The 12815-nt window shown below is 56.2% G+C and carries 11 protein-coding genes; 3 read left to right on the top strand and 8 right to left on the bottom strand.

The window, feature by feature from the left end; translation table 11 throughout:
* Positions 1 to 41: 41 nt before the first annotated feature.
* Complete coding sequence (locus PBDP_RS11265) at positions 42 to 1235, top strand: MFS transporter (RefSeq protein ID WP_212802244.1); 1194 nt, start codon at positions 42 to 44, stop codon at positions 1233 to 1235.
* A gap of 36 nt (positions 1236 to 1271) precedes the next feature.
* Here the strand turns inward: PBDP_RS11265 and PBDP_RS11260 are convergent, their stop codons facing one another.
* Complete coding sequence (locus PBDP_RS11260) at positions 1272 to 2168, bottom strand: LysR family transcriptional regulator (protein ID WP_013692834.1); 897 nt, start codon at positions 2166 to 2168, stop codon at positions 1272 to 1274.
* A gap of 129 nt (positions 2169 to 2297) precedes the next feature.
* On the opposite strand from PBDP_RS11260, the gene PBDP_RS11255 reads away from it, so the two are divergent.
* Positions 2298 to 3380 carry an AbrB family transcriptional regulator gene (locus PBDP_RS11255; protein WP_212796426.1) on the top strand — a complete coding sequence of 361 codons (1083 nt, stop codon included), beginning with the start codon at positions 2298 to 2300 and terminating at the stop codon, positions 3378 to 3380.
* A 162-nt stretch (positions 3381 to 3542) separates the two neighbouring features.
* A complete protein-coding gene (locus PBDP_RS11250) occupies positions 3543 to 4448 on the top strand; it encodes a LysR family transcriptional regulator (RefSeq protein ID WP_212796427.1) in 906 nt (301 codons plus the stop codon).
* A gap of 166 nt (positions 4449 to 4614) precedes the next feature.
* Here PBDP_RS11250 and PBDP_RS11245 read toward each other — a convergent pair whose 3' ends face one another.
* The 7 genes from PBDP_RS11245 to PBDP_RS11215 all read right to left on the bottom strand — a co-directional run bounded on the left by PBDP_RS11245 (position 4615) and on the right by PBDP_RS11215 (position 12569).
* On the bottom strand, positions 4615 to 5643 hold the full coding sequence (locus PBDP_RS11245; RefSeq protein WP_212796428.1) for an alpha/beta hydrolase: 1029 nt from the start codon (positions 5641 to 5643) through the stop codon (positions 4615 to 4617).
* A gap of 471 nt (positions 5644 to 6114) precedes the next feature.
* On the bottom strand, positions 6115 to 6399 hold the full coding sequence (locus tag PBDP_RS11240) for a LysR family transcriptional regulator (protein WP_212796429.1): 285 nt from the start codon (positions 6397 to 6399) through the stop codon (positions 6115 to 6117).
* Positions 6389 to 6706: an antibiotic biosynthesis monooxygenase family protein gene (locus PBDP_RS11235; RefSeq protein WP_212796430.1), complete on the bottom strand. Its 318-nt coding sequence runs from the start codon at positions 6704 to 6706 to the stop codon at positions 6389 to 6391. Before PBDP_RS11235 ends, PBDP_RS11240 begins: the two co-directional genes overlap by 11 nt.
* Positions 6707 to 7167: 461 nt before the next feature.
* On the bottom strand, positions 7168 to 8328 hold the full coding sequence (locus PBDP_RS11230) for an MFS transporter (protein ID WP_212796431.1): 1161 nt from the start codon (positions 8326 to 8328) through the stop codon (positions 7168 to 7170).
* Positions 8329 to 8533: 205 nt separating this feature from the next.
* On the bottom strand, positions 8534 to 10006 hold the full coding sequence (locus PBDP_RS11225; protein ID WP_212796432.1) for an NAD-dependent succinate-semialdehyde dehydrogenase: 1473 nt from the start codon (positions 10004 to 10006) through the stop codon (positions 8534 to 8536).
* Between the two features lie 87 nt (positions 10007 to 10093).
* Positions 10094 to 10273, bottom strand: coding sequence for a rubredoxin (locus tag PBDP_RS11220; RefSeq protein WP_348532647.1), 180 nt, complete (start codon positions 10271 to 10273; stop codon positions 10094 to 10096).
* Positions 10274 to 10457: 184 nt separating this feature from the next.
* The gene (locus PBDP_RS11215) at positions 10458 to 12569 is read right to left on the bottom strand and encodes a 3-hydroxyacyl-CoA dehydrogenase NAD-binding domain-containing protein (RefSeq protein WP_212802243.1); all 2112 of its coding nucleotides are present in this window, start codon (positions 12567 to 12569) and stop codon (positions 10458 to 10460) included.
* Between the last annotated feature and the right edge of the window lie 246 nt (positions 12570 to 12815).

Raw genomic sequence — 12815 nt, 5'->3', positions numbered from 1 at the left:
TGTCGAGGGCGTCATGTATTGGTTATTTCACAGGAACACCGATGACTACCTCAACTTTGAATACGGCCCAGATTGACAGCCGAATCTGGAGCGCCGTGGGGTCTTTGACACTCTGCGTGGCTCTGCTGATCGCCGCAGAATTCATGCCAGTGAGTCTCCTGACGCCCATCGCCACCGACCTTCACACCTCACAAGGCATGGCTGGCCAAGCCATTTCCATTTCCGGCTTCTTTGCGGTGGTGGCAAGTCTTTGCATTGCCTCTATCGCCGGACGCTTCGATCGACGCCATGTCCTGGTCTCGATGACCCTGCTGATGCTCATTTCGCTGGTGGTCATAGCTCTGGCGCCGGGCTTTACTTGGTTGATGATCGCCAGAGCTTTTCTAGGCGTCGCAATCGGCGGTTTCTGGGCATTGTCCACCGCCACTGTGCTTCGGATAGTCCCGGAGGAGGCTGTGCCCAAAGCCTTGGGCATGATCTATATGGGCCACTCAGTGGCCGCTGCGTTTGCCGCCCCCATTGGGGCCTATGTGGGAGGTCATCTGGGGTGGCGCTTTGTGTTCGCGGCGCTTGTACCGATTGTCATCATTAACGTGATCTGGCAATACAAAAGCTTGCCCGCAATGCAGCCCGAAAAAACCATTCCCCTTTCCAGGCTGTTCGGGGTGCTGAAACGTCGGAACGTCATGTTCGGTCTGCTGGCCGCCATGCTGACGTTTGGTGGTACGTTCACCGCTTTCACTTATTTGCGGCCATTTCTCGAACAGGTTACTGGCGTCGACTCCACTCAACTGTCGGTTTTGTTGTTGAGCCTGGGCATAGCCGGTTTCGGTGGTACGTACATCGTCAGCCGACTGCTGGAAAAACAATTCCTCTTCCAATTGTTGCGCTGGCTTCCGGTGGCGTTGGCTGTCATGACGGTGGCTCTGGCCGAGCTGGGCTACAGTTTCGCAGCCGCCGCCATCATGATGTTTGCCTGGGGGATGTTGTACTCGGCCATCCCCGTATGCTGGTCGACCTGGCTCGCCAAAGAGGTAAGCGATGAGCCCGAAACTGGCGGTGGACTGATGGTTGCAGCTATCCAGATGGCGATCATGGTCGGAGGCGCTTTCGGTGGCAGCTTGCTGGATCATGTATCGGTGACAGCTCCGCTGATTGGCGGCAGCGTATTGCTCATCCTGGCAGCGCTGGTCGTTGGAAATGGCGGGCGGCTTACCCAGTCCACGCCCGCCTGATAGCCTCTTGTACCCCAAGCCGTCGCTATGCATCCGCTACCTCAATAACAGCGGAGCATCGTCTTTAAGCACATTCAGCAGTACTTGCGCCGCCGGCGACAAATAGGCGCCGGTTCGCACGAAAACGACAATCGTGCGTTTCATTGTTGTTTCCTTGAGCTTGATCTCCCGAAGGTGCGTCACACCCTTTACGTCTTCGAGAGTCTCCCGGGCCAGAAAGCTGAGCAGGTTGGTTTCACCAATCAGGCGTGGCAGCAAGGAGATCGAAGTCGTTTCGATCTGTACTTGAGGCAAAGGCAGGTCTCTGGACTGAAATGCATTGTCTATCCAGCGTCGGGCCGGCACGGCGGTGGCAGGCAGCACCCAACGGTACTGGCACAAATCGCGCAACTCATAACCTGCACTAAACAACGGATGGTTGCGGCTGGCGACCACTACTGCCTCATCGTCAAACAACGCATGAAATTCCAACAAAGGATCTGCTTCGTACTGCGGGCAGATCACCATGTCCAGCCGCCCGGAAAAAAGTGATTCGCGCAGTAAATCGTCCTGCCCAATCACCAGGTTCAAGGTGATCTGCGGCGCACGTGAAAGCAGAGTCGCGGTCAGGTGCGGAAGCAGGTGATCAGCCATGGAAGCAGCGCAGCCCAGGCGAATATTGCCCATTACCCCGTTGGCAACATCACGTATCTCTCGCTGGGTTTCGGCAACGCTCTGCTGCAACTGTTTGCCACGCACCTTCAGCAACTCCCCCACTGCCGTCAGCTTGATCCGACGCCCGTCGCGTTCGAACAGCCGGGCACCTAGCGACTCCTCAAGTCGTTGGATGCTTTTAGTCAGCGCCGGCTGACTGCGGTTGAGCTTTTGTGCGGCCCTGCCCAGATGGCCCAGCTCGGCGATGACTTCAAAATAGGCAAGGTCACGCAGGTCCATATCTATCAACCAAAGTTATCAATCAATCGATATTAGAAAATAGACTTTATCAAACACGCTATCAATAATTATCAGCACATCGATAGCGATGCCACGCCCTCAAGGCGACCAGCGATTGGAGCACGACTCTTGTCTTCTTCTGCCAGATTTTCTCTACATGCCTACCCCGCGCCATTCAAATGGTTGGCGCTTGCGCTAGTGGCTGGAGCAGCCGGTCAGTTGCTGAAGTTTCTAGGGGTGCCAGCCGGCCAGTTCCTGGGGCCGATGATGGTCGCCATCGTATTTGGAACGTTCGGTGCGGGCATACAGCTCCATCCCTACGCCTTCAAGCTGGGCCAAGGTTGTGTAGGCATTCTGGCGGCCCATTCCATGACGCTGGCAGTGCTTCTCTCGATGGCCCAGTCCTGGCCGATGATGCTGCTGGCAACCGCCGCAACGGTTTGCCTCAGTGCTCTGGTCGGGCTCGCCTTGGTATGGGCAGGCATTCCGGCCAGCACCGCCGCATGGGGAACGGCTCCAGGCGCTGCCTCGGCGATGGTCTCGATGGCGGATGAGTACGGTGCCGATTCGCGAGTGGTCGCCACCATGCAATACGTGCGAGTCGTGTGCGTGGTGATGATCGGCGCACTGGTGAGCCACTGGGTCGGGGCACCGACAGGCGGCGAAACGCACGTGACAAACGTCGAGCCGCAAAGCTTCGGACTACTTAATCTAGGCCTGACCATCGCCACGCTGCTTGCTGGTGTTGCACTGGGCAATCGAGTGCCCGCCGGGGCGCTGTTGATGCCGTTGCTGCTGGGTGGCGCCTTGCAAATCAGCGGCCTGTTGCACATCGCGCTGCCCGACTGGCTCCTCGCTACTGCTTATGGCGCGCTGGGTTGCTACGTCGGCTTGCGCTTTGACCGCCCAACGATTGGGTACGTCTGGCGGCGCCTGCCGGCGATGATAATGGGGGCGACGCTTTTGATCGCGCTGTGCGCACTATCTGCCTGGCTATTGGCATCAATATCGGACAGGGACTTCCTCTCGATTTACCTGGCCACCAGCCCGGGCGGGCTCGACACGATGGCGATCATCGCGGTGGACACGCATTCCGACGTGGGACTGGTGCTGGCAATGCAGACCCTGCGGTTGTTTGCGGTCATCCTGACAGGGGCTTTTGTGGCACGGCTGATCATTCGTTTGTCTGAGCACCGTCAGATAACGTCATAGGCTTAAGCCACACCGCAAATGTCTGCATGCCCGAGGGCTGGTTTCCCCTACTCGGCAACACTTCCCTGTCACTCACCATCGCTAGCAAACTCCTCCGTAAACTCTACGCACCACGCACTGGAATGTTATTGTTCATGCGCACCCACGAAGATCATTCAAGCCATGCAAGATGACATCCTTAAGCAATCCTTTGGTGGGTTGATGGCCTTTATTGCCGTCGCCCGGGAAAAGAGTTTTACTCGAGCAGCAGCGCATCTGGGCCTGTCTCAATCCGCGGTCAGCCATGCCGTCAGCTCACTGGAGCGAAATCTGGGCACGCGTTTGCTTGCGCGCAACTCCCGCTCAGTCTCGCCAACGGAAGCAGGTGAACGGTTACTGGCAACTGTCGGTCCCCGCTTCGAAGAGATCGACGCTGAATTACTGGCGTTGTCAGAGCTGGGCGAAAGCCCAACCGGGACCGTACGCATCACCGCATCGGATCATGCCATCCGATCGATCATCTCCCCAAAGTTGAAGAAATTCCTGCCGAAGTACCCTGGGATAAAAGTCGAGCTGTTCGCGGACAATGGGCTTATCGACATCGCAGCAGATCGTTTCGATGCGGGCGTCCGATTGGGTGAGGCGATAGCCCAGGACATGATCGCCGTACGCATCGGTCCTGACATGCGATTCACCGCAGTAGCGACCAGACGCTACTTCGCCAGCAGCCCTGAACCAAAGACGCCCGAAGACTTGATGCAGCACAATTGCATAAACCTGCGTCTTCCTACCCATGGTGGATTGTGGCCTTGGGAGTTCGGGGAAGATGGCCGGCAGTTGAACATGCGGGTTGATGGTCAGCTGATTTACAACAGTATTTATGATTGCCTTGATGCAGCCATTGCAGGCTTGGGTATCGCCTATGTACCTGAAGACATCGCGGCCCCCTATGTCAAGGCCGGCCACCTGATTCCGGTACTGAAAGACTGGTGCCCGCTGTGGACAGGACTTCATCTCTATTACCCAAGCCGTCGGCAACCCTCCGGGGCTATGGCGTTATTAATCGCCGCGTTGCGCCACGAGTCATGACAGAAAAAAAGGCCCCGCACAGCGTGCAGGGCCTGAAAGAGCCATGAAGACTCAAGGGATGAACGTTCCACCAAGGGCAAGTCGAGCGATGCGCACTACGACCTACGTTCAGACTTGAAGCCACAACATCCTATGCAAACCGGGCAGTTGCGGCTTCAAAGATGGGTTACTTCAGGTTGGTTCGGAAGAAAGAAGTCAGCTTGTCGAACGGAATCAGGTTCACCCGATCATACAAGTCCACGTGACCCGCGCCTGGCACGATGAACAATTCCTTAGGCTCACCCGCCAGCTTGAAGGCTTCTTGGCTGAACTCCAGCGAGTGTGCTTCAGAGCCTGCGATGAACAGCATAGGACGAGGCGAAATCGACGCAATATCGTTGAACGGATAGAAGTTCATGAACTTCACGTTGCTGGTCAGCGTTGGATGCGTCGTCACTTCAGGCGAAGACCCGGCCGGGGTGAACTCACCACGAGGCGTGCGATAGAAATCGAAGAATTCGCGCTGGATGGGATGGGTGTTCGCGTCCAGTTTATGCACGGTACCGCCGGTGTACTTGGTTTCTCCACCCGTGAATTCTACATAACGCTGCTCAGCCGCCTCTGCGATGATCTGCTTGCGCTGTTCAAGTGTTTGCGAGTGCTTGAGCGCATCGCGGTTGGCTGCGCCCATGTCATACATACTGACGGTGGCAATCGCCTTCATCCGAGGGTCGATTTTTGCCGCACTGATGACAAAACTGCCGCTGCCACAGATACCGAGAACGCCGATGCGGTTGCGATCGATATACGACTGGGTTCCAAGGTAATCGACCGCTGCGCTGAACGCTTCGGAGTAAATATCCGGCGCCACGGCGTTACGCGGTTGCCCCTCGCTTTCGCCCCAGAACGATTGATCGATCGCAAGGGTCACAAAGCCTTGTTCAGCGAGTTTCTGAGCGTAAAGATTTGAGCTTTGCTCTTTGACCGCCCCCATCGGGTGGCCAATGACAATCGCAGGGCTTTTATTGGCCTTATTCAAATTTTTCGGGACATACAGGTTCCCGACGACTTTCATTCGGTACTGATTATTGAAGGATACCTTCTGCTCAGTCACCTTATCACTCTTGAAAAAGTTGTTCGCGCCGTTGGACATATCGGCTGCCATCGCAGTAAACGAACTGGCCAGCAGGGCCAGCGTAAAAAATAATTTCTTCATGGTGTTGTTCCTAATTAAGAACCGATGTGTGGACATCCAAAACGACTGCGGCCTGGCTCGATGAACGCCAGTGGAATCAAATCCAGCTGGCCAACTGCGCTGAACGGAGCATTGGGCTTTGACGCCGGGCACTACCCTTCATGGCATTACGTCTAAGCCCACAAAGGATCAATTCGTCGAGGTCAATGTATTCGAGGCGCGACCTAGAAAACACCACATCCAATTGAATGGAGCCATGCACAAAAGTAATTAATAGCTGCTGGATTATTTGAGGCTGAGAGCTGGTGCGCTGATAATTTTCTTAGCTACAGCTCAGAGCATACCCACGGAGAACGGGATGCTCATTAAATTGCTCCGTTAATCAACGACGAAAAAGCCCCGACTCCCCACTGCGCCCATCCATCAATGTAACAGAATAATGCAGACCTAATCGTCGATTGCTCCACACCAGCTTCAGACTAGCGTTGCCGATCATCCTTCCAAGGGGCGTATAACGTCCTGGATCCTCATCAATGCCGGCGCCAACCCCCGTACGATTTCGTTGGCCTTGGCCGTGGGCACCAGCGTCCTGGAACGTCGGATAAACAAGGGGTCTTTAAAGTGGACGCGCAGCTTCGCCAGCGTATTGCTCACCGCTGGCTGCTTTACGTTCAGTCGTTCGGCTGCCCGCGTCACGCCTCGCTCGCGATAGACCACCAAGAGAATGAACAAGGCATTGAGATCGATCGCCGTAAATAGCGATTCATCAAGCTTCATCGTGCGGTCCCCTTCCGATTTGGGGCGTGAAACTGGCAAACGTCAGGTTGGAACATGACGTTACCAAATGATTGACCAACGCCGTCATCGACTCACTCTCAAAGTGCTCAGTCATCATCGATGCCGCGCTCCAGTAGCCACTGAAGACCCACAAACCAGGATCGCGGGAGCTGCGAATCACGCTATAGCCCAGGCATCCGTGTACTTTTTCAAAAGTCTCCGCGTACGCCTTTAAACGCTGTTCAAAGTATTGGTCAACCTCTTCGATCACTCGAATCTCCAAGGTATTAACTGCGGCGATATTCATATCCGGCCCTGCTTTGCTTGGGTAATAAAATTAAATTACGACTGCGTGCAATGCCTGTGGTGTGCGCGTTCAAGTCCCGCATCCAACGAAAGCATTCCTGCTGCAGCAGCGAGACAAACCTAGCCCCGGCATTGGCCGCTGGCTATACGGCACCTTGTTGATACGCTCATGAGCTTTTCTCAACAGTGCTCGTGCTTGAAACGCGCTACCGCGAGCCCCGTTGAGCAGCGGTGGCTTCGCTATGAGTTGCGCGTCCTGAAAAGACAGATGTCATAGCATCAAGAACTCACCCATGAAAACAACGAGTTAAGAGGTATCGCGATAGACAGAATTGCATCACTTGAACAACGCCAAGTCGCAATTCGGTGAATGCCGACTAACCATTCGGCAGCAGCTAAGCGCGGTTGTGAGGATTTCATCTACGTCGCGCGCGCTATCAGGGAGATATATCCCGCAATAATTTACTGCCGCGGAAAGGCGTGACGCCTCCCGCCCATGACCACCACGTGGGAAGCGCTAACGATGAGCAGCGCAAACCCCGAGAGACTTACTGTCCCGAAGTAGCTTAGGAGCAGACCACCTACGGCACCTCCGCCAAAAATCCCCAAGTTGTAGATAGTCGTCAATATCGCCGTTGCCAGCTCCGCATTATCTTCTGCCACCCGGCCCGTCGCTGATTGGAAAACGGTCGGCATGCCACCGAACGAAGCCCCCCACACAAATATCGCAGCCGAAGCGATCATTTGATACGGAGCCGCTATCAGCACAACCATCGTCACAGCCGTGCAGGTTAACGCGGTGGTCGCTATGAGCCGCAGCCTTGTATCGACGAAACGTCCAGCAATCAGTACGCCCAGGATGGCGCCCGTACCGAACAGAAACAGGCCCTGAGCGGTCCCGCCTGACAGCCTGGTTTTTTCCGCGAGCGGCGCCATGTAGGTGTACAGCGTGTAATGAGCCAGGATCGCGCAAAAAGCCGACACCAAGATCACTCTCAGCCCCGGGGTGCGAATGACGTCACGAATCGAAGTGCCCTCCTTGCGCTGTTCACCCGGCATGGACGGCACGACCAGCAAAACCCAAACGATGACAAGCAGCGCGAGCAGCGAAAGCAGTCCATAGCTGAAACGCCATCCAAGCAATGAGCCCAGCATGCTACCCAGTGGCAAACCGGCGACCATGGCCACGGTACTCCCAGCCAGGGTAATCGCGACGGCCCGTCCCATGTCTTTGCGATCGACCAAGCGGATGGCATAACCGCAGATGACTGGCCAGACGACTCCTGCGGCGAGCCCCGCTATCACTCGCGATACGACCGTCACCGTATAAGACGTCGAGATGGCGGTGACGCCATTAGCCAGTGCAAAACTCAGCACGAGCATGATGTACAACGATTTTCGAGGCAGACCTCGAGTGAGCGCCACAATGGGGATTGCGGCCGCAGCGGAGGCCAATGCATAGATGGAAACCAATAAACCGATACCAGCGGGGGGCTGTTCAAGGCTCTCCGCCATCGCAGGCAGAACCGCTGCCGGCATCGTCTCGGTCAAAATGGTGAGAAACGCTGTAGTGGACAGGGCAAGTAGCCCGATCATAGGCAGGCGACCATTATTGGCACTCATGGGCAGACTCCTTAGTCGGATGCGTTCTTGCGAAACGCGCTGATGCCTTACGCATCAAAAAAACTCCGACGTTAGCAGCAAGCGGCTTGAGGAAATGTCTGCCTCAGTGAATGCTCCTATGAATCCAAGTGGTCACTGGATTGGCCTTGATCATCGAATAAAGCCAAAGCCCCCAACGCCCGTCACGGGAACTGGGGGCACCGAGTCAGACGCGAGCAGTTTTCTGTAGCACGGTCTTGCTGACCATGTACGAGTCCAGGCTCCAGGGCCCTCCTTCTCTTCCAATACCACTGTCCTTCACACCGCCAAACGGTGTATCAGGATCCGGCGCACCGAAATGGTTGATAGACAGGACCCCTACATCCAGCTCACGACTCAGTCGTTCAGCTTCTTCAAGTGAATTGGTGAACGCAAAAGCAGCCAAGCCCACGGATAGACTGTTGGAAATCTCGATGGCCTCATCAAGGGTCGAGAAACGAACCGCGACAGCGACCGGACCAAAAGGCTCATCGGTCATGATGGCGCAATCCAGCGGGGTGTCGACCAGCAGCGTCGGGGCAAAATAATAGCCACGCTCACCCACGCGATGCCCGCCCACGGCAACCTTGCCGCCACGGCCCAATGCGTCATCGACAAAATGCTGCATCGCGGCGAGACGCCGGCCACTGGTAACCGGCCCCATGTCAGCGTTCGTATCCATGCCGTCGGCCACACGTACCTGATCGGCGGTTGCCACAAACGCCGCTACGAATTCGTCGTAGATACTCTCGTGTACCAGGAAGCGACCTGGCGCAGCGCACCACTGAGCGTTGATCCGAATTTTGCTCTTGAGTGCCATCTTGCCGATTTCCGCGGCATTGACCCCTTCGCAAACGATGACCGGGGCATGGCCGCCGAGCTCCATCAGCACCGGCTTCATGGCCGCACCCGCCAGTTGGCTCAAGTGCTTGCCGACTGCCACCGACCCCGTCAAGGTCACCATGCGGGTCACTGGCGACTCGATCAGGGTCGAAGACACTAGCGCCGGGTTGCCAAACACCAGATTCAATACGCCCTTAGGCAAACCGGCTCGCTCGAAGCACTGAACCATGGCTACTGCAGCGCCAGGGGTTTCTTCTGGGGCTTTCAAAATTATGGAGCACCCGGCGCACAGTGCACCGCTGATTTTTCGCGACGGTGCGCTTAGCGGCACATTCCATGGGGTGAACGCTGCGACTGGACCAATTGGCTGACGAAGAATCGATTTCTGCATTTGGGCTTCGCCCGGAACGATGGTCCCGTAGGCTCGCAGGGCCTGTGCCATGTCCCAATCGAAGAAGCTCGCCGAACGCTCCACCTCCGCACGCGCATCTGCAATTAATTTGCCGTTCTCTCGGGTGATGATCTGCGCGATTTCTTCGGAACGTGAACGCACGCCTGCGATGGCACGACTGATGATGATATTACGCTCAGCCGGTGGTGTGTCCCGCCAGATTTTGAACCCCCGCTCAGCGGCGGCCAACACGCGTTTCAGGTCAGCGGTCGTGGCCCCGGGAACGCTGGTGAGCGATGCTTCGGTGCTGGGGTCCAACACTTCAAAGCAAGAGGGGCGGTCGAAAATCCACTCACCGTCGATGAAGAGGCCTACGCGCGGATGGTCAGCGTCGGCGATGACATTATTATTGGTTTCAATGGACATCTGAATTCCCTCTACATTTGGCGCCAAGGGACTCGGTTGATATCGCCCTCAATCACCGAAAAAACACTGTGCCGGAAAGGCAATTAATCAAATCTCGACCATCTCGAAGTCCAGCTTCGTCGCCGAACACTCAGGGCAAATCCAATCCTGGGGAACATCTTCCCACCGAGTTCCAGCAGGTATGCCCTCTTGCGGAATACCTTCGGCTTCGTCATACATGAAACCGCATAAAATGCATTGCCAAATTTTGAATTCGCCCTCGGACAAGGCTTGTGTGGACGTGTCATTGCTCATGATTTTTCTTCCGTTTCATTTTCTACTTGTTGGCCCCTTTGCCGACCATGGGAAGCGTTTCGTAACCCTTGGGGGACAGCAACCAGGGCGTTGCTTTCACTTTGCCAGAACAGCTGTTACCGGCCGCACGCGGCCATGGTTGCCATTGCCGTGCTTTTCATATGACTGATTTCAGCTCTCTCAGGGACAGCCCTTCATTGGCCGCTTTCGACAGCAGCGGACTAGGTGCCCAACGCCTGCCGTATTGCTCATGCCATTGCTGCACTTGCAGATGGATTTCCGTGGCCCCGATCGTGTCGGCCCAGTACAGCAGCCCTCCTCGATGGCGAGGAAATCCAAAGCCGTACAACCACATGACATCAATGTCACTGGCTCGATATGCCTTGCCTTCATCCAGGATCTTGCAGGCCTCGTTGATCGAGGCGAATAACAGACGTCTGAGGATTTCACTGTCGGTAAAGGTACGCTGAGGCGTGCCAAGCTCATGGGCGACGGTCGCGATGATCCGCATCACTTCTTCATCGTGACGAGGTGTGCGGTCACCTTCTTCATAGCGATACCACCCGGCCCCATTTTTCTGGCCCTTGCGGCCCAGCTCGACCATCCTATCCGGGACATGGAGCTTCCTGTATTGAGGGTCAGCTGCCGCGCGACGCTTGCGCGTGTCATAGCTGACATCGAGACCGGACAGATCGCTCACTGCGAACGGTCCCATCGGATAGCCAAACTCAACCATGACCCTGTCGATCTGCTCAGGGCGTGCTCCCTCCTCAAGCAGTAGCATCATTTCCGTGACCAGCGGCGCGCGACTGCGATTTGCCGCGAAGCCATCGCACGTCCCGGAGACCGCACAGACTTTTTTAAGATCGCGGCCCATCTTCATGGCCCGCACAACTGTCTCGATCGAGGTTTGATCACCCTTCACGATTTCGCACAGTTTCATCGCGTTCGCGGGAGCGAAGAAATGAGCGCCGGCGACACTCTGAGGCCGGCCTGTCATGTTGGCCATGACGTTGATATCAATCGCGGAAGAGTTCGTTAGCAACAGCGCGCCCGGCTTCATCACCGCATCAAGTTTGGTGAACACATCCTTCTTCAGATCTATCCGTTCAAACACCGCTTCAACCACGACATCACAGTCGCCGATCTCTTCGTAATGGGAGACAGGCTGGACAAACTGAAGGCATGCATCCATTTCTTGCACAGTCATTCGTCCGCGCTTGACCTTTACGGCGTAGATGTCACGTATGCGCTGCAGGCCCCTGTCCAGTGCTTCGGCACTCGCTTCCAGGAGTTTCACCACAATGCCTGCATCAGCGAAGCAAATGGCAATACCGGCGCCCATCGTTCCCGCGCCAATCACAGCAGCGGACGTCACACCAGCAGGCTTGAAACCCGGGGGCGCATCCGGAACCTTGGCAGCCTCACGCTCGGCAAAAAATGCATAGCGAAGTGCCTTGGCAACATCAGAACCCTCCAGCTCAGAAAACAAGCGACTCTCAACCTCTAGAGCCTCATCAAACGGCAGGCTGAAAGCTGCTTCGATACAATCGATCGCGTACTGTGGCGCCTTGTTGTGAGGAGACTTTTTGGCTGCTTCGCGGCGTGCCGCTTGCAGCACATCCATGGTTGTCGCATCCACCGGTTCGAGCACCAAATCGCGTACGCGCTGCGGTTGAGCGTGCGCCACGGCCTTTGCATAGCTTACGGCGGCATCACGAAGCTCTTGGCTTTGTGTTCCTGGAACAATCTGGGAGATAAGCGCGATCTTCAATGCTTCGGCGGCATGGACATGGCGGCTTGAGACGAGCAAATCGGTGGCTACGGCAGCCCCGACCAGCCTCGGCAAGCGCTGCGTACCGCCGCCTCCTGGTATCAACCCGAGAGCGACCTCGGGCAATCCGAGCTTGGCTTCGGGCAATGCAATCCGGTAATGGCAAGCGAGGGCGTGCTCGAGACCGCCTCCCAGCGCATATCCATGAATAGCCGCGACAGTCGGCTTGGCGCTGGCGTCAAGTGCCGCGGCGCTCATGCGGGTAGTGATTGTTCTCGCCTTGCCGAACTGTCGAATATCAGCACCCGCGATGAAATTCTGACCGGCCCCCATCAACACGATCGCCGCGACAGCCGGGTCGGCGTTCGCATGGGCAACGGCGTCAATGATGCTCCCTCTCATCTCGGGAGTCAGGGCGTTGACGGGCGGATTGTTGACTGTGATTACGGCCACAACGCCTTCGACTTCGTAACTGACCATCAGGCTTTCACTCATCTCATCTTCCTGTCTCAAAAAAAATAAGGCCTGCCCCTACCCCGCGACCGCTCGCATCCAATGAGCATCCTGGTTTGGCCCGGAAATTTGAGTGCAGCGCCATCCCGCGCTCCAAACAACGTTGAATCGATGGTAGCATGAGTTTTGATAATCAGCACAGATTTCACTGATCGGAACTTTGCGCCGTGCTACTTTAGTCTTTGACGCTGGACCGATCCCCCCTGAACGAAGGTACCGGACAGCACA

Origin of the sequence: Pseudomonas sp. St290, from assembly GCF_018325805.1 — a bacterium.
GTDB classification, from domain to species: domain Bacteria; phylum Pseudomonadota; class Gammaproteobacteria; order Pseudomonadales; family Pseudomonadaceae; genus Aquipseudomonas; species Aquipseudomonas bijieensis.
This window is presented reverse-complemented; position numbering and strand designations above follow the sequence as displayed.

Coding starts and splice junctions, on each gene's coding strand:
- PBDP_RS11265 (WP_212802244.1), top strand. CDS start 42: ATGACTACCTCAACTTTGAATACGGCCCAGATTGACAGCCGAATCTGG.
- PBDP_RS11260 (WP_013692834.1), bottom strand. CDS start 2,168: ATGGACCTGCGTGACCTTGCCTATTTTGAAGTCATCGCCGAGCTGGGC.
- PBDP_RS11250 (WP_212796427.1), top strand. CDS start 3,543: ATGCAAGATGACATCCTTAAGCAATCCTTTGGTGGGTTGATGGCCTTT.
- PBDP_RS11245 (WP_212796428.1), bottom strand. CDS start 5,643: ATGAAGAAATTATTTTTTACGCTGGCCCTGCTGGCCAGTTCGTTTACT.
- PBDP_RS11240 (WP_212796429.1), bottom strand. CDS start 6,399: ATGAAGCTTGATGAATCGCTATTTACGGCGATCGATCTCAATGCCTTG.
- PBDP_RS11235 (WP_212796430.1), bottom strand. CDS start 6,706: ATGAATATCGCCGCAGTTAATACCTTGGAGATTCGAGTGATCGAAGAG.
- PBDP_RS11230 (WP_212796431.1), bottom strand. CDS start 8,328: ATGAGTGCCAATAATGGTCGCCTGCCTATGATCGGGCTACTTGCCCTG.
- PBDP_RS11225 (WP_212796432.1), bottom strand. CDS start 10,006: ATGTCCATTGAAACCAATAATAATGTCATCGCCGACGCTGACCATCCG.
- PBDP_RS11215 (WP_212802243.1), bottom strand. CDS start 12,569: ATGAGTGAAAGCCTGATGGTCAGTTACGAAGTCGAAGGCGTTGTGGCC.